The 16,989-nt window shown below is 36.3% G+C and carries 29 protein-coding genes; 1 reads left to right on the top strand and 28 read right to left on the bottom strand.

The genetic code is table 11. The annotated features are described in order from the left end of the window. Positions 1–10 precede the first annotated feature (10 nt). The 11 genes from QH639_RS22270 to QH639_RS22320 all read right to left on the bottom strand — a co-directional run bounded on the left by QH639_RS22270 (position 11) and on the right by QH639_RS22320 (position 6,208). The gene (locus QH639_RS22270) at positions 11–1,714 is read right to left on the bottom strand and encodes a terminase large subunit (protein ID WP_281115274.1); all 1,704 of its coding nucleotides are present in this window, start codon (positions 1,712–1,714) and stop codon (positions 11–13) included. Continuing rightward, positions 1,711–2,229, bottom strand: a complete 519-nt coding sequence (locus QH639_RS22275; protein ID WP_281115275.1) for a phage terminase small subunit P27 family — start codon at positions 2,227–2,229, stop codon at positions 1,711–1,713. The genes QH639_RS22270 and QH639_RS22275 overlap by 4 nt, the downstream gene beginning before the upstream one ends. Positions 2,230–2,357: 128 nt before the next feature. Continuing rightward, positions 2,358–2,738: an HNH endonuclease gene (locus QH639_RS22280; protein WP_281115276.1), complete on the bottom strand. Its 381-nt coding sequence runs from the start codon at positions 2,736–2,738 to the stop codon at positions 2,358–2,360. A gap of 324 nt (positions 2,739–3,062) precedes the next feature. Further along, complete coding sequence (locus QH639_RS22285; RefSeq protein WP_281115277.1) at positions 3,063–3,239, bottom strand: hypothetical protein; 177 nt, start codon at positions 3,237–3,239, stop codon at positions 3,063–3,065. Continuing rightward, positions 3,239–3,811, bottom strand: coding sequence for a hypothetical protein (locus QH639_RS22290; RefSeq protein ID WP_281115278.1), 573 nt, complete (start codon positions 3,809–3,811; stop codon positions 3,239–3,241). The genes QH639_RS22285 and QH639_RS22290 overlap by 1 nt, the downstream gene beginning before the upstream one ends. Positions 3,812–3,829: 18 nt before the next feature. Beyond that, the gene (locus tag QH639_RS22295; protein WP_281115279.1) at positions 3,830–4,171 is read right to left on the bottom strand and encodes a hypothetical protein; all 342 of its coding nucleotides are present in this window, start codon (positions 4,169–4,171) and stop codon (positions 3,830–3,832) included. 73 nt (positions 4,172–4,244) lie between these two features. After that, positions 4,245–4,400, bottom strand: a complete 156-nt coding sequence (locus QH639_RS22300) for a hypothetical protein (protein WP_281115280.1) — start codon at positions 4,398–4,400, stop codon at positions 4,245–4,247. Positions 4,401–4,436: 36 nt separating this feature from the next. Beyond that, on the bottom strand, positions 4,437–4,643 hold the full coding sequence (locus QH639_RS22305) for a hypothetical protein (RefSeq protein WP_281115281.1): 207 nt from the start codon (positions 4,641–4,643) through the stop codon (positions 4,437–4,439). A gap of 60 nt (positions 4,644–4,703) precedes the next feature. Next, positions 4,704–5,087: a DUF6173 family protein gene (locus tag QH639_RS22310; RefSeq protein ID WP_281115282.1), complete on the bottom strand. Its 384-nt coding sequence runs from the start codon at positions 5,085–5,087 to the stop codon at positions 4,704–4,706. A 242-nt stretch (positions 5,088–5,329) separates the two neighbouring features. Next, on the bottom strand, positions 5,330–5,686 hold the full coding sequence (locus tag QH639_RS22315; protein ID WP_259419029.1) for a hypothetical protein: 357 nt from the start codon (positions 5,684–5,686) through the stop codon (positions 5,330–5,332). 102 nt (positions 5,687–5,788) lie between these two features. After that, entirely contained in the window at positions 5,789–6,208 is a 420-nt protein-coding gene (locus QH639_RS22320) for a transcriptional regulator (RefSeq protein ID WP_281115283.1), read from the bottom strand. 356 nt (positions 6,209–6,564) lie between these two features. Here QH639_RS22320 and QH639_RS26570 point away from each other — a divergent pair, with 356 nt between their 5' ends. After that, positions 6,565–6,795 carry a hemoblobin-interacting domain-containing protein gene (locus QH639_RS26570; RefSeq protein WP_481817333.1) on the top strand — a complete coding sequence of 77 codons (231 nt, stop codon included), beginning with the start codon at positions 6,565–6,567 and terminating at the stop codon, positions 6,793–6,795. Positions 6,796–6,880: 85 nt separating this feature from the next. Here QH639_RS26570 and QH639_RS22325 read toward each other — a convergent pair whose 3' ends face one another. The 17 genes from QH639_RS22325 to QH639_RS22405 all read right to left on the bottom strand — a co-directional run bounded on the left by QH639_RS22325 (position 6,881) and on the right by QH639_RS22405 (position 16,984). Continuing rightward, the gene (locus QH639_RS22325) at positions 6,881–7,207 is read right to left on the bottom strand and encodes a nucleoside triphosphate pyrophosphohydrolase family protein (RefSeq protein WP_281115284.1); all 327 of its coding nucleotides are present in this window, start codon (positions 7,205–7,207) and stop codon (positions 6,881–6,883) included. Beyond that, positions 7,194–7,469 (bottom strand): DUF3310 domain-containing protein, encoded by a 276-nt coding sequence (locus QH639_RS22330; RefSeq protein WP_259419033.1) that lies wholly within the window; start codon positions 7,467–7,469, stop codon positions 7,194–7,196. The genes QH639_RS22325 and QH639_RS22330 overlap by 14 nt, the downstream gene beginning before the upstream one ends. Next, a complete protein-coding gene (locus QH639_RS22335) occupies positions 7,469–7,846 on the bottom strand; it encodes a hypothetical protein (RefSeq protein WP_281115285.1) in 378 nt (125 codons plus the stop codon). The genes QH639_RS22330 and QH639_RS22335 overlap by 1 nt, the downstream gene beginning before the upstream one ends. Continuing rightward, positions 7,827–8,066: a hypothetical protein gene (locus QH639_RS22340; RefSeq protein WP_259419035.1), complete on the bottom strand. Its 240-nt coding sequence runs from the start codon at positions 8,064–8,066 to the stop codon at positions 7,827–7,829. Before QH639_RS22340 ends, QH639_RS22335 begins: the two co-directional genes overlap by 20 nt. 166 nt (positions 8,067–8,232) lie before the next feature. Next, entirely contained in the window at positions 8,233–8,772 is a 540-nt protein-coding gene (locus QH639_RS22345; protein WP_281115286.1) for an ERCC4 domain-containing protein, read from the bottom strand. After that, positions 8,769–8,978: a hypothetical protein gene (locus QH639_RS22350; RefSeq protein WP_281115287.1), complete on the bottom strand. Its 210-nt coding sequence runs from the start codon at positions 8,976–8,978 to the stop codon at positions 8,769–8,771. The genes QH639_RS22345 and QH639_RS22350 overlap by 4 nt, the downstream gene beginning before the upstream one ends. A 109-nt stretch (positions 8,979–9,087) precedes the next feature. Beyond that, a complete protein-coding gene (locus tag QH639_RS22355; protein ID WP_281115288.1) occupies positions 9,088–9,513 on the bottom strand; it encodes a hypothetical protein in 426 nt (141 codons plus the stop codon). A gap of 322 nt (positions 9,514–9,835) precedes the next feature. Continuing rightward, positions 9,836–12,226 (bottom strand): phage/plasmid primase, P4 family, encoded by a 2,391-nt coding sequence (locus tag QH639_RS22360; protein ID WP_281115289.1) that lies wholly within the window; start codon positions 12,224–12,226, stop codon positions 9,836–9,838. Beyond that, a complete protein-coding gene (locus QH639_RS22365) occupies positions 12,223–12,972 on the bottom strand; it encodes an AP2/ERF family transcription factor (RefSeq protein ID WP_281115290.1) in 750 nt (249 codons plus the stop codon). The genes QH639_RS22360 and QH639_RS22365 overlap by 4 nt, the downstream gene beginning before the upstream one ends. A 19-nt stretch (positions 12,973–12,991) precedes the next feature. Then, positions 12,992–13,273 carry a hypothetical protein gene (locus QH639_RS22370; RefSeq protein ID WP_281115291.1) on the bottom strand — a complete coding sequence of 94 codons (282 nt, stop codon included), beginning with the start codon at positions 13,271–13,273 and terminating at the stop codon, positions 12,992–12,994. A gap of 76 nt (positions 13,274–13,349) precedes the next feature. Then, complete coding sequence (locus QH639_RS22375; protein WP_281115292.1) at positions 13,350–13,829, bottom strand: DUF669 domain-containing protein; 480 nt, start codon at positions 13,827–13,829, stop codon at positions 13,350–13,352. After that, the gene (locus QH639_RS22380; RefSeq protein WP_281115293.1) at positions 13,829–14,542 is read right to left on the bottom strand and encodes an AAA family ATPase; all 714 of its coding nucleotides are present in this window, start codon (positions 14,540–14,542) and stop codon (positions 13,829–13,831) included. The genes QH639_RS22375 and QH639_RS22380 overlap by 1 nt, the downstream gene beginning before the upstream one ends. 21 nt (positions 14,543–14,563) lie before the next feature. Beyond that, the gene (locus QH639_RS22385) at positions 14,564–14,950 is read right to left on the bottom strand and encodes an organic solvent tolerance protein OstA (RefSeq protein ID WP_281115294.1); all 387 of its coding nucleotides are present in this window, start codon (positions 14,948–14,950) and stop codon (positions 14,564–14,566) included. Then, entirely contained in the window at positions 14,951–15,190 is a 240-nt protein-coding gene (locus tag QH639_RS22390) for a hypothetical protein (RefSeq protein WP_281115295.1), read from the bottom strand. It lies immediately after the preceding gene. A gap of 11 nt (positions 15,191–15,201) precedes the next feature. Next, entirely contained in the window at positions 15,202–15,702 is a 501-nt protein-coding gene (locus QH639_RS22395) for a siphovirus Gp157 family protein (protein ID WP_281115296.1), read from the bottom strand. Further along, positions 15,699–16,808 carry a 3'-5' exonuclease family protein gene (locus tag QH639_RS22400; RefSeq protein ID WP_281115297.1) on the bottom strand — a complete coding sequence of 370 codons (1,110 nt, stop codon included), beginning with the start codon at positions 16,806–16,808 and terminating at the stop codon, positions 15,699–15,701. Before QH639_RS22400 ends, QH639_RS22395 begins: the two co-directional genes overlap by 4 nt. Then, a complete protein-coding gene (locus tag QH639_RS22405; RefSeq protein ID WP_281115298.1) occupies positions 16,805–16,984 on the bottom strand; it encodes a hypothetical protein in 180 nt (59 codons plus the stop codon). Before QH639_RS22405 ends, QH639_RS22400 begins: the two co-directional genes overlap by 4 nt. Positions 16,985–16,989 lie beyond the last annotated feature (5 nt).

Genomic DNA, 16,989 nt, shown 5'->3' on the forward strand with positions numbered 1-16,989 from the left:
CACCTCCCCCTTATAAATCATGAATTGAAATAAAGCTGATATTGCCATCTCCACTTTCGAATGTTGCATATCTAGCTTGTACAAATGCTGTAATTATTGCTGCAATAGGGTCAATTCGTTCTCTAGACTTTGATTTTGAAAGTTTAATACTTTCATTGGCTGCCATTTCAGCAATTGCATTTCCAACAGCCCAAGATAATACCTTGTCACCAACATGAGTGATTTTCTTTTGATGTTCATTATTCTGATACACGTAGTCTCTAAATTCCTTCGTAGGTTCAGATAATGTAGGGAAACCTTGACGGACTTCCACAATAGTTAATCCGTAGTTCTCCATGTTTTGAGCAAACTGTGTGGCACCGTATGGATCATAACAAAAAAGAATTACATTCAATTCATTGTTATTGATGAAATCCAAAATCCATTGTTCTACAAAGCTATAGTCAACTACTGCGCCTGGTGTGACATCCATCCAGCCTTCTTCAATCCATACATCATATGGCACCTTATCTTTAGCTCTACGCTCTGCTAATGCTTCTTCAGGCATAAAGGAATGTTGTCCAACGTGGTAGCCATAATCTGTAGGGAAAACATAACCAACTGAAGTTAAGTCAATCTTCTTGGATAAATCGACTCCTATATAAACATCACGGCCAGTCATCTCAAAGGCTTCAATTTGTCCTGCCTTCCACTTATTCGCAGGAATGTAGCCTCCTTCTTTCATATCCACCCAGATATTCATAGTCTTTGTTAAGAACGACCTCATTTTTTCAGGTACATCAAGAGCTGTCTTCAAATCCGAACGAATGGATGCAAGGCCCTCTTCATACGTAGCAACAATCGGATTTGCCTTAATCCAATTACTCTCATCCTTTATGTCATCTCCTGGATCAAGCTCGCAAATTATACCGAAGTAATCATCGTTTTCTGTATCATCATCAGGATTTAAAATACGCGATACATATTCGTACTCAACAAAACACGGCCTGCTTAAATCAAAGCCTGCTGTGGTGATAACGAACATTAGTGGTTCTTTACGAGCTACCATCCCTGATAACAAAACATCATATATTTCAGATGTAAGATGATTGTGATACTCGTCCACAATTCCAACCGATGGGTTTTTACCATCACCTGTTTTACGTGTTTCGCGTGATAATGGGACAATGACAGATCCATTGTTAAAGACTTCAATCTTGCCATAAGCTTCTTTCCATCTACCATCCAACAATTCACTTGAATTTATCCCATCCCGAACCGCAATATATACCTCGTCTGATTGGTCTTTCTGCCAACCAGCAATATACATACGTTGCTTCTCGTCACCAAGGAAAGCGATGTATGAACCAACAATCGCTAAGAATTGTGACTTAGCATTTTTACGAGCAAGCTGTATATAAACCTTACGGAAACGCCTTGCTCCATTTCGCTTCTTTTTGAAGCAGAAGATATTAACAGAAATAAAGAGTTGAAAATCATTAAGTTGAACCTTTTCGCCAGCTAAAACACCTTCGACGTGTTCAAACTCATTTGCCCACCAATAGAAATCCTCGGCTACTTCTTCATCAAAATAAAAAGGACTGTCATCATTTTGACAATCCTCATAGTCTTTTAAGAAGCGTTGAACAGCCCATTTATGTTTGATACTGGCTTTGATTTTCCCGCTTAAAATATCATCACAGTAGTTAAAAACCCGCTCTAAAACCCAATTCATAACCTATCACCGAAACGCTTTTGCGCTTCGCTTTTGCCTTCCACAGGTGAGGGTGAAGGAATGACTAATTTCAAACGTGATGTAATAGTAAGTCCAAGATCAGCAGCTGCAGAACGACATTCGTTAAACAAGGTATTTTTGGTACGTTGCAATTTCGGATAATCCTCATTAGCAATCGTAATTTTCTTGCCGTTTTCATGCTCAACTGTCTCTGTTGGTTTGATTTTCCGTATATCTTTCACCAGTTGTAGGTATTGGTGTTTTGAGTCCAGATACCTCGCTAAAGAATCCACATCAAGCTCGCTGAAAATTTGAAGTGCTACAAGCTTTTCAGCAATCTCTGCAAATTCCTTCTTTTGAGCAGCTGTTAAATACGTTGGAATTTCAATGTTTTCAGTCGGTCCGCGCATCTTTTCTTCATGTTTTTGACGCTTTTTTATCTCGTCTTTTGTCAAATGGTTAGAGCGTCCATTCCCCAGAATCACTTGCAATGGCTGCTTATTTCGACCTGCCATACTATCACCTCACTTTCTTTTTCCTTAGCCTTCCAGAAAAAATATTCAAAAACGGATTTTCATGCGAAGAAATCGGGCAGCCGGTGTAGGGCCATCCACCATATAGGAAACGAATGGAGGGGGCTATCCTATTTCTTACCGTATTTCTGTACATCCTCAGTCGTCTTCCTGTTGTGACACGATTGACAAAGTAATTGTAAGTTGTCTTCATCTAATCGCTTGGTCCAGTCAGCAGTTAATGGCACGATGTGGTCGACTATAACACCAACTGTGATTCGTTTTTCATTTAGACAATGCTGACACAAACCGTTATCTCGAATCTTGATGTAGTCACGACATTTAATCCATGATCCCGAATGGTAAAACTGATTATGCTTTTTGTTTCTAGAATACTTATCGTAGTATCGGTTGTTGTCTGCCTTGGCCGTCTTATGCTGTTCGCAATATCCATTTCGAGTTAGATTTCCGCATCCAGGTTTGTTGCATGGTCGTAAAGGTTTATTGTTCATGCTGTTCAACCTCTCGCTTAACACTAGCCATACAGTGCGCTATGAAGTCTTTGAGTTGTGCCTCTTCCTGTACCAACTGCTTTAACCTATCCGCATCAGCCCACTTCATCCTACGGTGTAGCTCACGCATCTTAGCCTGTAGCTTACGTGTTGACTCGTCGGTATAAAAACAGACATACTCACGTCCACAGTTAGGACAGGTGAAGTATGTCTTCTGTACAGTGTTATCCAGCTTATCTAGCTTGAAGTGTTGGACGTAGAACCTATGACCACAAGACTTGTTGCATTTAGTAAAGATTGGTTCCATTTCTTCTCCCTACCTTCTTACCGTTTTGTTAATTGATTTACTGTTGAATCGATCCATCTATTCACAAAGATTGTTTTATCCTCACCTTTATATTTAGCAATACCTTCTAATACTCCAATAAGTACAGCAGCTATTTGTTCAGTAGAAAAGACTTCAGATAGACGTTGAATACTTTGCTCTCTTTGATTCAACATTATTCACTGCCTTCTAATCGTGTTGGCGATTCATTGTATAACATTGCATTCGTTATATGAAATTGACTTCCACAATTACCGCAAGCTAAACGTTCTGGCCCTGTTTCATAAACATAATAGCTTCCACAGTTATCGCATCCTATTCCTTTATCGATGCCATCCAACTCATCAGCCAATGCACCTACATGTTTTGCAATTGCTCGTAGCTTTAATTGTAGTTTGTCAGTATCAACACCTACTTCGATTGTGACACCTCGACTTTGTTTCGGTTTAACTGTGCGAGTAGGTAATCCAACAGCAGTTAACTTCGCATCTATCTCTCCCATAAAGTTACGAAAGAAATCTGTATAATGCACACCACGATGATCTTTGTATTTCATAGCGTCAAACTTGATATTGATAGGTTCACGATTAGTCAGTAGTAATTTAATGACATAAACTGTTGTTCTTCCTGTTGCTCGTTCTAAAGGTTCTGAATAAGGTTTTTCTAATAAATAAGCTCGTTGCCATTTATATAATTTAAAACCTAATGCTTTTTCAATTAATGGAATCAATTCTTCTGTTATCTTCATTATTCATCCCTCCACAATTCATAAACCTTTGTTCATACGTCTTTCAAGTTGTTCTACCAACCAATTAAAATCTTCTTTAAGAACACAGCTTACAAACTCACCTGAACCATTGTTATTAGTAGCAGTCCATATTCCTGACTTCTTAATACTATCTAGTCGCTTTAAATCAACTTCTCTTTTAGAATCCGCACATCGCTTTTTCAAGTCGTGGTAATAAGGTAATTGATTGTATTGAAGTTCATCAAATCCTGTAGGCAACACTGGACGTTGACAAATAGGGCAACGTACACCATCCATGTGTTTACTTCTAGACTTAAATGAATGAGCAGTATTGTCCATACATCTGTAACCAATCTTCATTGTTCATCCCCCTCCACAATTCATAGTATAGATATTAATTAATTTCTATAATCTGTTTAGCTTTTGACTTAAATTAATCCAAAATGTAGTTAGCGTGAAATTGGAATTCTTCTTCATCCCAGATAGCTTCTATTTCTTTTTTAACTTCCAACACTTCTGATTCATACTCAGTATTAGATAACAAAGCGATTAACCGTTCTAATGGTTTTAAAACTGTTTCTTTATCCATTTAATCCACCTCTCAAGGCATAATAAAAAGCCGCACTCAATTGAGTACGACTTGATTTAATACTGTTCTAATTTCTCCTATAGAGAAACTATTAAGTGCAATATTTTCAGCACTTGAAATTTTCTTTCTTAATATCTGAGAACCTTCAGGTGTATCGTAATATTCAGGTTCATTTTCCAAATCCAATATCACGGTAGATGTTTTTCTTTCACTTAGTATTGTGTATTCAATTAAATACATCATTCTAACCTCCCAACTTAATGGAACATACTATCCTTGTTAGTTAAAAATTCTATTGCTTTATTATTCTTCAGTTCCAAAACCGATTTTTCGCTTTGGTTCTTCAGGATTTAATCGAGGCACAGCCATTAATAAAAAGCTGATTTGTGTAACATGTTGGATTAGTTCGATTTTGTTACCATCTCCAGTCTTTCCGTAGAATGTAATCAAACTAGGATTATAATATCCGATATTTTCTACATGAAATTGGATTGTTTGTCCAAATGATACTAATCGCATACCAACTTCCTCAGTTTCAGCTAGTTTATCATCGAAATCATTAATCATTTCAACTAATCTTTTATGAAATTCACTAGCTAAATTAGGATTAGTAAAATCAACATTCGGTGGTTTAAATATAGATTCAGGCTTTGGTAAATTCGATATTCCTAAATTATTCAAATTCATACAAACATCTCCCTTCTTTTAGTACATAATAGTACAAAAGGGTCAAATTGTCATTATAAAAAAAGACTACCAATTTAGTAGTCTCAATTGCTTGTTTCCGACATACACGTACAAGCGAACGTGTTTATTTTGTAATGGAAATTTTGTACGCATTTCCGTGCGCTTTTGATAAAACTTGATAATATCAATTTACACTGTTTTTTTGCGTAATTCACTATATGGCACAATTACGCTTAATACAATTAATACACGTTGGTTTTAAGTTCTTCAATGAAGCTAAGGATTTCATATTTAGAATTGAGGGAAAGTTCGTTTCCTTTTAGACCTGTATCCTCACTATCCATATCCATAGTAGATGGGTAATCCTCATATTCTTCAATTTCATCTTTAACACTTTCCTTGTAATCTTCCAAAAGTGCTATTATTTTTAAATTTAATCCATGTGAATTATATGATTCATCAGAGGATTCTTTGATTAATTCTTTTATACCTTCTATTGCCTCAGGAATTGCTACTTCTTTTGCATAAGGTGTACCACTATAAAAATCATAGGTTCTGTTAGAAATGAGTTGGTCTAATTCTTTCATCAAATATGACATATTAAATAACCTCCATTTTTTGTACCAATATATACTAATTAGACCATAATTAATAAGTTTATAATATAATAATATTTTATCATTCGTGTAATGACATCTTGTTTATATCCACCCCAATCTTCTAGCCGTTTCATCAATCAGCATATTACGTTTACGCAATACCCTTTGTACTGACATATATAATTTATCTGCAACATGAGACCATTCGTATGCTTCCTGTTTATCGAAATAACGCATGTCCACAATTGTTTTTTGGTCATGATCTAATTCTTTGTAAAGCTGTTCAAGTGTTGTGATGATGTTTTTCAAATGCTGATAATTTTTATCTTCTGCAAGAATAATAGCTTTATTACCTGTCGTGTCAGAAATACGATTCGCTTTACCACCACCGATATTTGTATCAGTTTCTTGATATGCATTTAGCAATTCCCATTCTCGATAGCGTAACTGCTTTTTAAGATCATCTAAACTTGACCAATATTCTTCGATTGTTTTATTTTGTACTGCTGATAATTTACTCATATGCCCTCCACAATTTATAGATTGCATTTTGTGCTTCACTATGCGATAACATAGGCATGTGCAGCACCTACCTTGTTTGTTTATTTCCTCATAATGTGCAGTAACGAAAAAATAAAAAAAGTTTTAAAAATTCAACCTAATTTTAACCTTTGTGTTTTATGCTAGATGTGGGGAATTAAGTTTCGTATTTTTATCGCTGACGGATCGCCGTGTGCGATGAAAGTCGCCTGCATGGTGAAGGCTCGTTATAAAACCGATATATAGAGAAGGTATAAGACGAGAATAGCGTAGTATTACCAGCACCAGCTTTAACAGTTGTAGGTTCTAATAATGGAATTGTTGCATACTATAGTCCTATTGAATTCACGTTCACAGATGATCCACAGTGGCGAGCAGCTATTACAAGCGTAGTGGTTTTAGATTCTAATGGAATTCTTCTTAAGGATTGGATTTCTACAGCTCAAATCAATTATGAGAACATTAAGCTTGCTCCTTACTTAGTAATTCACGGTCCCTACGGTTTAATAACATATACAATAAAAGCAACAGGATACGCGGACACAAGTGTGACAGTGACAGCACAGTAATAAGAATCACTTTTTAGAGGGCGTCCATTTGGGCGTTCTTTTCTTTTTGCCCAATTCCCGCAAATCACTACTGCACATTTTTTATCTACTTCACCGTATCCACACGCTTTTTACTATCCTCAACATTGAATCCATTAGGATATCGTTTCTGTAATTTGGAAATGTTCGCTTCTGCAATTTCATCGAGTGACAAACCTGCTAATCTAGCTATATTAGCTAGATACCACAACACATCACCCAGCTCTTTTTTAACTTCTACTTGATCAATAACATGACCATGAAACATTGCCTTTTTAATTAAATCAGCAACCTCTCCAGCTTCACCTGCTATACCTAGTCCGTAATTAACTAGTTCGTTATCGTGTTTAGCTGCTGTTCTCGTAGCTAACAACTGATACTCATTCATGTTCATTTTGCATTTCCTCCATTTTGGATTTGTTCAATTCAATTAGCTTTTCTATATAAACAATTGCTTTTTCTAAATCTCGAGCATTATAGCCATTCTTTTTTCCATATCGAGTTAGATATTTAATTGCATTGATTCTATGAAAACCGATACATTCATCTAAGTTGAAATTTTCATCAGCAAACGTCCACACATCAATTTTGCCTTCATGATAGTGATCTGAATCTGGTCTATTCTCAGTATTCTTGATATGCTCATTTGTTGGCATCAACTTATCACCTTTCTTCTTCTCAAATTATTCTTAGTAATAATTCCATTTTTCTTTTTCCAGTTTCTAATTGTGCATGGTGATACTTTGTACATTTCAGCGATTTCTCTATCCAATTTTCTATCCTTTTTTAAATCCAAATACTCAGCTTTAGTCAGAGTAGTTATTAGCTTTGGACCAGACTTTTTATTTTTTGAAACAGCTTTAATAACCCTTCGCTTATTCACCAGTTTCATTAACTTGTCGCCATACTTGCGGAGCTGTTTACAATTTGAACAATGATTATATTCATTGGCTGCCTGATAATTACATTTGTTTGTAAGTGCATCAACCTTTTTCAATATTGCTACACGTTTTTCAAGCATTTCTGCGTTCATCTACATCCCACACTCCTCTCTCAATCCAGCCTTCGTTTAAATACTGCTGAATCCATTCGAAATCGTAAGGCATGATAATACTGACTTCGCATCCATCGACTGTCATGAACAACTCGATATACTTTGTAAATGGATTAGGTATGGCCTTCCACAATCTACCCTGTGGCTGTTTTGACTTCTTCACCGACTGAACAATAGGAATCCCATTGCGCATGTTCATAGTGCGAACCCCTATAATTTGATTCCTAGTTTATTCTTGAACCATGCTTCTATTTCTTCGTATTCCTATTGGGTAATTTCCCAATTCTCTAGAAATTCTCGAAAAGAATCTCGTCTTGCTTCTTTCATCAACGCATACATAAAGTCATTCAACATTTTTGGTTGCATCAAAATGCTCCTCTCTTTAGGTAGTTCTTCATTTGGTAATAGAAATGGTGATATATCCAATTTCCACTAAACTTATTATCTAAGTAGACAATTTCAAAGCCGTAACGAGCCTTGAAAGTATTCAACGAGCCAAGCAATGCAAGTGGATCGTATTTACTTCTGTAGGTTCCGTTTAGTATTTTCTTATAGCCTTCTGGATCTTCAAGTAAGATTGTGAATGGCATATCCTTCGCTCGAATTAATTCATTTTCAAAGCGTGTACGCTCGTCCTTACCTAAGTTGCCTACTATCTCGTCTACACTGGCCTTTCGTTCAACTCCACTGTTTAAATAAATGTCTCGCATTATACCAAGCTCTTCATTTTTCGGTAGCATAGCCGTGTAATCACCAGTGTCCAACTTTTTCAATTTGATTGGCACATCCTTGCTGCGTAAATATTCAAGGATATGGCCGTTTACTTGTTCACGTGTATCAACCACGATTGTCATGGTTTTCATGATTTTGTTTAGCTCTGAATCGGTGTAAGCGTAGTGAATCATTGTGAATCACCTTCAATGATTTGCACATTTCCGATTTTACAAATCCGATCATGTGGAATTTTACAAAAAGTCACACAATCACAAGTATTTTTATAACAGTCGCATTTACCAACTACACCAACTGTTGAATTACCTTCGATGAAAGTACGTTCGAAAACTCTTTTGATTGTTTTATTTTGTGAATTAACAAATGTAATCATTATCATGATTATTACCTCCTCGTTTTGCCTTGAAATTAACGTCGTACAGACGTTCTATTTTAAAGTTAGATATATTTATCATCCGTCCTCTAAAACGTCTTAAAACGGCTGTAAATCACTTATTTTGATTAGCGTATAAAACAGCACTCTCGTACAATTTTTTCTTCATCATATTTGATGCTTCATTTTCAAATTGTCGATAGTCTGTGTAAATGTCGATCCATCCGTTTTTAGCTAATGTTTCTTGCCACTCCATGAACAACATTAATGAATCAACGTCCTCGCATATCCATTTATTCAACTTCGGATTGTGCTGCCATCCACAGGCTTGATGTATCATCATTCGAATGTGTTTATCGATTGCTTTAGCTTCTTCCCATGATTTGAACCATTTTTCTATTTCACCGAAAATCGGATCAGCAGCCTTTAATACTTCCTCTGGCACCAACTTCGCATTTTTGAGCGATAATCTACCATCTGATTCATCACGATATATTTCAGCACCAGATTTCCAAATTTGTGATAATACATGCAAAACCACCGTTTACCACTTCCTTACATTTATAGTGGTTACTTAATTCTTAAAAAACTACTGTTTTAGTACCGTTTGTTAACTAAAGTTATTTAAAATAACTCGCCCAAACCTTACAGTCCCAAGGGTTTAAGTCAATTTCGTTATTTTTGTTACTGGCGTTTGGGTATTACGCTCTTATATATATATATATTTATATTTTTTATTTTTTTATTAATATAAAAACCAAATAACAAAAGTAACTTTAGTAATATAAAAATAGTCTTAAACCATTGATATGACTGAATTTCCGAGAGTTACTAATGAGAGTTACTTTGTTAACTCAAAGTTACTAAACTAGCTTAAATGACGTATTTTCAGCCTCTTTTGTAACTATTTTTTCTTCAAAAGTAACTCCTTTAGGGGCACGCTCTTGTAAAGTAATTCCAATGAAAAAGTTTTTGTTTCCTGTACCACGTTCTTTTTTAAAGCCTTTCGTTTCTAACATTCGATAAAAACTACGGTTACTCACTGTGCGTTCACCTGATTTATAACCAAAACTGTCATAGACGGTATATAATTCTTTGGCTTCGATTTTGATATTTTCATTAGTTTTATCTACATAGCAACATTCGGCTAAAAACGGTCCAAGGATGTCCATGTCTTCTTTATAGTTACCCGTTGCTTTTGCCACCACTGCTGGCTCAATTAAACCGTCCTTCTGCCACTTTAAGCAGCCTTCAATTGCCCAATTGAGTATTCCACTCATTTCTAACGACAACTTCTCAGGTAACTTTTTATCACGTTTATGCGCTGGCAAATTTAAATCAAATGGAATCAACTTTACGCGGCGCCATATACCTTCATCCAAGCCACCGATGATTGGCTTATGGTTAGTCGTGAAAAACACTTTAAACTCTGGAATGTACTCAAAGTACTCTTGTCGTAAGAAACGAGCTAACACTGGCTCTCCACCTGTAATTTGCTTTACGAATGATTCTGATAGCTTTTCGCCTTCTTCTGATTCAATCGCTGATACAAAACGTGAACCTACTAACCTCGCAATATCGTTATTGGCACCTGTTTCTTTTTTCTTGATGAAAGTATCTGCCTTAGCTTGCTTGCCATATTCCCCTACAAGATCTTTGATTGTGTTGATAAAGGTTGATTTACCGTTACTACCACCACCAACTAAGAACATCATAATTTGTTCTGAAATATCACCAGTGAGGCTATAGCCAATCAATCGCTGCATGTATTCTGCTAGTTCTTTATCTCCCAAAAATATTTGGTCCAAAAATGCTAACCAGTTCGGACATTTAGCATTTTCTTCATAAAAAATGTTCGTTATTTTAGTTAGCTTTAATTCCCTATCGTGCGGTTGTAGCTTTCCTGTTTTCAGGTCTACAACTCCATTTGCAACATTGAGCAAATATTTATGTTGGTCAAAGTCGCTACGATCTCCAGGAACCAATACTTTCAAATCCTTAATAGCACTTTCTCGCACATTATGTTTCTCGCAATGTCTAGCCCATTTTTGTTCCGTTTCATCATCTGATTCACCAAGCTTGCGAACGACTTTGGCTACAATTCGATGAAGCTTTCCTTTTTCGTCAAACTCCCAATACTTGCCGTTCCAGATATACCAACCAACCGATGGAATATAACGAATTACATGGCCGTATTCATACGCTATTCGCTCTGCATTTCCAAGATCCGTTAACTTAAATTTGCGAGCTGGCTTATCTACTTCCTCTGCCACCACATCATCACTGTGGAAGTTGAATGAAAACTCGCTGTCATTTTGATGGTCCAACACAGTAGTTGTAGTGGAAGAAATAGCTTCTGCAATGGTACGTTCACCGTATGTTTCACCAGTATCACTGAAATGGATTACATCCCATTTATCACGCATAAGTCCTGTTTCGCGGAACATCGTATCCATTCGAATAGAAGATTTTCCTGTCCAAAAAGCTAAATGGTTACACAAAGCTTGATCTGTAGCTGAATGGTCTGGATTGCCATGCATATCAGTTTTAATGATGTTTCCATCATACATAGCCTTAATTTCATCACCGTTTTTTGCTCGAAACATTTTTTCCCAAAGGGCATCATTTGATAGCTTAATTTCATCATTTTCATATTCTGCAAGGTTCACACGGCCTTTTATGTCGCTGTCATCAAAATACTTTTCTAGGATTTCAGCTACTTCTTCAGAACGCTCATAAATGTCATTTGAATTTTCACGATTGCCTGTCATTGTGAAGTAACGGCCGTATTGATAAATTTCTAAGCCGTACTTTGTACTTTTACGCCCTGTACCAACTACAGACTGTGGAAGGCTACCTTTGATGATGATGTGAATGCCTGTACCACTCACACTAAATTCCGTGTAGCTATCCAGCGTATCAATAATCTCTTTAGCAAAATCGTTAATGATTGGATTTACTTTATTCGTATCATCTGCTGCATAAGTAACGCACTTATCAATATCAATGCCAATGTAGTTGTCTTGGCGCGAGAATACGAATCCAATACCATCTGCATTCGATTCTGTATAAAACTTAGCTGCTGTTGCGAATGTGGACCATGTACGGCGATCATTACTTCTGGCTTCATTCCCATCTACTTGATATGGGATTTTTGTGTAACGGCCACTTTTTTCTTCCTTACGCCAAAGTATCCATTGGGGTAATAGTCGTAATTCTGAAGGTATTTCATTAAAATTTATTGGCGTTTTCATTTCATCACCTTGTATTCATCAACCAATTCAGGAAAATTTAAAACAGCTTTATCTCCACGCAACTCGTAAGATTTTTGGTCATACGCTTTAGCAGCTTCAACTTCATCAAAAAATAATCCCATCGAAAAATTTTTACCTTTAAATTTAGTTTGAGCGATATACATATTTGAAGCTTTGTTGAATGAAACCCCTCTAAATATAGATGTTGGATTAAGTGTTGTTCTAGGCTTCTTCGCCACTTGTAATTCGTAGTCTGCCGAAGCATTGATTTCGCCTATTTCATTTTGGAACGCATCCTCTCCGAAGTGAAATTTAGACCCTTCGTTATATGCAAGAGCTGCTTTTTCTTCGTTTGTAAAATAACCCAAGTGATAACTTTTTCCGTTTACTTGAATTTGAGCTAACCATTTAGAGCTCCTATTGCACCAACTCACACCTTTGTATATCGAACTGCTATTTTTATTACCTTTTTTTCTAACTGACATACCCTTCGCGCTAGCAATAAGTAGATTCTCTTTCCTGAAATCTAAATCATCCTTATTCACAAAAATAATCGTGTGAGAGAGTGGGATTTCTTCGCTTAAAATAAATCTTTGTAAAGTTATATTAAGAGTACGGTTTCGCACAACTCTGTTAGTTTTCCTGTTACTTAAATTGATACTCCAAATATATTGATTAACTCTCTCAAAATCCTCATCATCCACAAGTGCTACTATGCCATTCTGTAACGCAATTTCTTTGACCATTTATCTCACCCTTTCACCTTCATTCGTTGATGCCTTTTATTTTGATACCAAGAATACGTAATGTATCTTGAATACCTTCTGCAATTAAATGATCACCTTGTGTTCCAACGATATCTAATCCCCTGTAATAGTCTTTTAATTGTTCTTCAGGTGCAGGAACAACCTCATAACCGTAAGCAAGTAATTGAGCAACTATTAATACCTTTTCAGATCGTTCTTTATCTACACCCATCCATTCTTCTAATTCTTGCATTGCATCGGCTACTGATTGAGAAACCTTCCTTTTCACTTTTTCTGCCATTTGTACCACCTTCTCCGTAAAATTTGGGTATAAAAAAGAGAAGTCCGCAAAAACAGACCTCTCTATTAAGTTTTATTTAGAATGGAAGATCGTCACTTCCAACTGTGATTGGCGCTCCTGGTGATTGTGGTGGATTTACAACCGATTTATCATAGTATTTTGCTTTTGCGGAAGTACGTCTTTCCTTTTTACCATCAACCAATTTCTCATATTCTTCGTGCTTAACAGTAATTTGTAAGCTTCGACCGATTAATTGATTGGCCATATCTTGAGGCGATTGGAATGGATGGCCGTTTGCAAAGCCTGTTGCTTTTAATAATGACTGAACGATACCTGCAGCAATTTCATTCGAGAATGTGAAAGTGTCAAACATGATTTTTGCACCTTGATGTTTTTGAGGAACATCAGATCGGATTTCATAATCAAGTGTAATTTTGTCTTCACCTTTTTGAGTTTTCCCAGCTACCGCATTTAAAACTATCGCTTCGTATTTTCCTTCTGCTACTAATTCAAACCCCGATACAACTTTTTCTTCATCAAATTTAAAAAATGACATTATTTATTTCCCCCTGTTTCTTCATTGTTTGTGGAAGGCTGATAGCCAACTTTAAAAATATCCTCGTGTGCACATGCTTTTCGTTGATCTAATTGATTTTTAGCGAAAACATATGGCGACGGCTCTAAAATGAAACCATAATTTTTTGTTTCTTCATTGATAACTGATTTCGCAACTACCTGGCATAATCCCATGAAGTTATTCAAAATCTTAATTCGTACATCTGGGTAAGCCCGATTGACGATTTGTCCACTTGGTAAATTCCATGCATCTGTCATTTCCCAAGCTGTAAAAACCACTCGTTTTCCAAGAGTTTGGATAAAACGCACGCTGTCGATGATAAAGAAATCAATTTGCTGATAGTTACCTTGTGAAGGCACTCGATTGTTATTACCTTCACGGCCCAAGTTCGCTAGCATCGAACGTGTTAATTCTGAAACGTTATCAAAAAAGATTGTGTCGTATTTAGATAGGTCTGCATTTTTCAAATCGATCATTAGTTGATTCCATGCATTCCACGCATCATATGAATCGAAATTAACAATATCAATATTTGGCGTTCCTGCTAAAACAATTTCAGTTTTATCAATTGGAATGTAAAGCGTGTTTCCCTCTAAATATTTAGCAGTAGTTGTTTTACGCATACCAGGATTGCCGTAAAGCAACCAAGTGGATGCGTCTGCTTTAATGTCTGCTGTGCTTGATACTTGCATGCCTTCCACACTCCTTTTCTATTAAAATGGTACGTTTTCAGTAGATGCATCTGGTTTCGCTTCAGCATTTGCGAATGGATCCTTGAATTCTGGTAATTCTTCATCATTTTCAACTGTTACACTGCCATCATGATTTACTGTGTATGGAACACCTTCATGCACTTCATCAATGCTCATTTGACCTTCTGGTGCATCATCCTTTTCAGGACGCTTTTCCATTTCTTCCTTAGCTGTGCTGTATGTGCGTTCGAGGTCTACAAGAAAGTAGAAACCTTTTGAATTGTGCTTTTCATTAATCTTGTGCATTGTTAATGAATCATCCTGTTTTGCTTCAGCAACAATTTCCTCTGCCTCTTTTGATGAATCTGCATACCAACGTTCTTTTTGGTTAAGTAATGTTTTTGCCATCTATTTTTCTACCTCCACTAGGTCCAATTTCATTTTTGAATTAAGGGCTGGTTTCAACACTTTTGAAGTATGAGAAACAAAGTCATAATGTACAATTGAAATTAATTCATCATCTTCACAAGAAATGATAGAAGACAATAATTCCAATGTATCTTTCTTGTTGTCCACTGAAGTTACACGCTCATCAGTTTCGTAGTTATAGTCATCTGTGTGTTTATACGCAACGAAATAACGGTTCATTTTTCCCTCTCCTATCGAATACTTAACGATTGATTTTCAACAAGTTGAGCACCTTCAATTTGCTCACCTGCTTTTAGTGCTTTAGCTAATTCAGAACGGCTGATAGTACGTTCCACCTTTATAAATTGTTGTGGAAGGCAATCAATATCTGAGACTTCAACCTTAGATGATTTGCGGAAACTGAATGTAAATTTTTCAGTCTTCAAACGCTTCACACCTTTGGCATCTGGTTCAACGGTTTCTAATGTTTCGGCCATGCGTTCCTTCATACGAGCAATAGCATTTTCGTTGTACTTTCTGCGTTTAGCAAAACGTTCTTCTTCAGCTTTAATGCCTGCATTTTCGTTTTCTAAATTCTTAATGACCATCGCATAACCTTCTAATTTTGCTTCACGTTCAAGTGAGATAGTATCCATGTAGCCTTTTAATTCTTCTTCATCTGCTCCATCCAGTATTAATTGTTGAAGGTTATACATCATTTCATTTAGTTCTTTGAGTGTGTATATGCTCATGATTCCACCTCGTATTTAGCGTTACTGTCGTTTAGGATAGTAGTAAATTCTTCAATCTCACAATATTCGTGGTTGTTGTAACGTTTATTGTCTTTCAGATAAATGAAATCAAACCAATCTCCATTTTTTGTAACAACTTCGTGTGGTTCATCAGGCGATTCATTCCAAACAATAATATGTCCAAGTACAACTTCATTTGGCTGTACCGACTGTTCAAACTCACTCACATCAAGACCAAGCGCTCGTCCTAGTGCAATGGCTTTTCCAATGTGTTCGTTGAATACGTCTGATGGATTACATTTGGCAATACCTCTTTTTACTACTTGGTTTAATCCCAATAGTTTTAATAAAGCCACTATCGTTCTTTTTTCTGTATTAACGATGAAATCAACATGACCAAATAACATTACTGCTTGTCTTTCTGCAACATATCTTTTCGCATTTATAATAGTTAAAAAACGTTGTTGATTTGGTGTTAGTGGTTCAATTGTTTCATCTACTATTGGAATTTGAGGATTCAGTCCGCCTTTGATTAGTTCGTAGACATAATATCCATCTACATATTCTCCATCTACAGGATATTCAGTACCAGAATCTGCTGTATGACTCAACTTATTTTCTTCAATATTTTTACCCTTAAAAACTTTGTACGGTTTTCCGTCTGTAATTTGAGGATGTCTACTTCCGTAGAAAACAATTACATCACCCTCATACACTTCACGATCAACCTTGCGATATTGCTGACCTTCAAATTCAATGATGTCCTCCACAGTAGGTGTGGAAGGCTCACTCAACACTTCGTTCATCACATCTCGCATTGTTTTACGGCCATCACGTAATTCATGAACAATTAGCTTTAATTCAGCTACTTCGTTTTCTAATGCTGTGATGCGTTGATTTTTGGTTGGCTTTGTTTCAACTAGTTCAAATCTTTCTTCATCAAACGAGTGTGATGAACCCTTTTCATTAATAATTTGAACAGTATGATGGAATGGGAAAACTTCTTGCACTTCGTATGGTTTGTTTATTTTGTAATCAAATTGTTTAGCAACATGCGCGTTTTCTTTATTGAAAATTACCTTATCCCCAACATTAAACTTTGTCATTTTGCATCCTCCTGTGGTACACTACCAATATCTATAGTCTTACTTTTCTTGTCATCGGTTGCCGCCTTTGACAAGCTTTTTTTTGCCTCAATTTGGGCATTTTCTGCATCCTCGATGTCTTGCCAGTAATCTGATTCACGGTCGTATACATCAGCGTGTATGTGGCCTATACGCATGGGAT

The organism is Lysinibacillus sp. 1 U-2021 (assembly GCF_029916965.1).
GTDB lineage: Bacteria > Bacillota > Bacilli > Bacillales_A > Planococcaceae > Lysinibacillus > Lysinibacillus capsici.

Bases quoted from the DNA above. Each gene is read 5' to 3' on its own strand.
- QH639_RS22290 (WP_281115278.1), bottom strand. From the start codon at position 3,811: ATGAAGATAACAGAAGAATTGATTCCATTAATTGAAAAAGCATTAGGT.
- QH639_RS22380 (WP_281115293.1), bottom strand. From the start codon at position 14,542: ATGCAAGTATCAAGCACAGCAGACATTAAAGCAGACGCATCCACTTGG.
- QH639_RS22345 (WP_281115286.1), bottom strand. From the start codon at position 8,772: ATGATTCACTACGCTTACACCGATTCAGAGCTAAACAAAATCATGAAA.
- QH639_RS22350 (WP_281115287.1), bottom strand. From the start codon at position 8,978: ATGATAATGATTACATTTGTTAATTCACAAAATAAAACAATCAAAAGA.
- QH639_RS22275 (WP_281115275.1), bottom strand. From the start codon at position 2,229: ATGGCAGGTCGAAATAAGCAGCCATTGCAAGTGATTCTGGGGAATGGA.
- QH639_RS22335 (WP_281115285.1), bottom strand. From the start codon at position 7,846: ATGAACGCAGAAATGCTTGAAAAACGTGTAGCAATATTGAAAAAGGTT.
- QH639_RS22330 (WP_259419033.1), bottom strand. From the start codon at position 7,469: ATGCCAACAAATGAGCATATCAAGAATACTGAGAATAGACCAGATTCA.
- QH639_RS22325 (WP_281115284.1), bottom strand. From the start codon at position 7,207: ATGAACATGAATGAGTATCAGTTGTTAGCTACGAGAACAGCAGCTAAA.
- QH639_RS22400 (WP_281115297.1), bottom strand. From the start codon at position 16,808: ATGACAAAGTTTAATGTTGGGGATAAGGTAATTTTCAATAAAGAAAAC.
- QH639_RS22360 (WP_281115289.1), bottom strand. From the start codon at position 12,226: ATGAAAACGCCAATAAATTTTAATGAAATACCTTCAGAATTACGACTA.
- QH639_RS22365 (WP_281115290.1), bottom strand. From the start codon at position 12,972: ATGGTCAAAGAAATTGCGTTACAGAATGGCATAGTAGCACTTGTGGAT.
- QH639_RS22270 (WP_281115274.1), bottom strand. From the start codon at position 1,714: ATGAATTGGGTTTTAGAGCGGGTTTTTAACTACTGTGATGATATTTTA.
- QH639_RS22375 (WP_281115292.1), bottom strand. From the start codon at position 13,829: ATGTCATTTTTTAAATTTGATGAAGAAAAAGTTGTATCGGGGTTTGAA.
- QH639_RS22310 (WP_281115282.1), bottom strand. From the start codon at position 5,087: ATGAATTTGAATAATTTAGGAATATCGAATTTACCAAAGCCTGAATCT.
- QH639_RS22405 (WP_281115298.1), bottom strand. From the start codon at position 16,984: ATGCGTATAGGCCACATACACGCTGATGTATACGACCGTGAATCAGAT.
- QH639_RS22315 (WP_259419029.1), bottom strand. From the start codon at position 5,686: ATGTCATATTTGATGAAAGAATTAGACCAACTCATTTCTAACAGAACC.
- QH639_RS22300 (WP_281115280.1), bottom strand. From the start codon at position 4,400: ATGGATAAAGAAACAGTTTTAAAACCATTAGAACGGTTAATCGCTTTG.
- QH639_RS22305 (WP_281115281.1), bottom strand. From the start codon at position 4,643: ATGATGTATTTAATTGAATACACAATACTAAGTGAAAGAAAAACATCT.
- QH639_RS22395 (WP_281115296.1), bottom strand. From the start codon at position 15,702: ATGAGCATATACACACTCAAAGAACTAAATGAAATGATGTATAACCTT.
- QH639_RS22295 (WP_281115279.1), bottom strand. From the start codon at position 4,171: ATGAAGATTGGTTACAGATGTATGGACAATACTGCTCATTCATTTAAG.
- QH639_RS22340 (WP_259419035.1), bottom strand. From the start codon at position 8,066: ATGAACATGCGCAATGGGATTCCTATTGTTCAGTCGGTGAAGAAGTCA.
- QH639_RS22390 (WP_281115295.1), bottom strand. From the start codon at position 15,190: ATGAACCGTTATTTCGTTGCGTATAAACACACAGATGACTATAACTAC.
- QH639_RS22285 (WP_281115277.1), bottom strand. From the start codon at position 3,239: ATGTTGAATCAAAGAGAGCAAAGTATTCAACGTCTATCTGAAGTCTTT.
- QH639_RS22320 (WP_281115283.1), bottom strand. From the start codon at position 6,208: ATGAGTAAATTATCAGCAGTACAAAATAAAACAATCGAAGAATATTGG.
- QH639_RS22385 (WP_281115294.1), bottom strand. From the start codon at position 14,950: ATGGCAAAAACATTACTTAACCAAAAAGAACGTTGGTATGCAGATTCA.
- QH639_RS22370 (WP_281115291.1), bottom strand. From the start codon at position 13,273: ATGGCAGAAAAAGTGAAAAGGAAGGTTTCTCAATCAGTAGCCGATGCA.
- QH639_RS22280 (WP_281115276.1), bottom strand. From the start codon at position 2,738: ATGAACAATAAACCTTTACGACCATGCAACAAACCTGGATGCGGAAAT.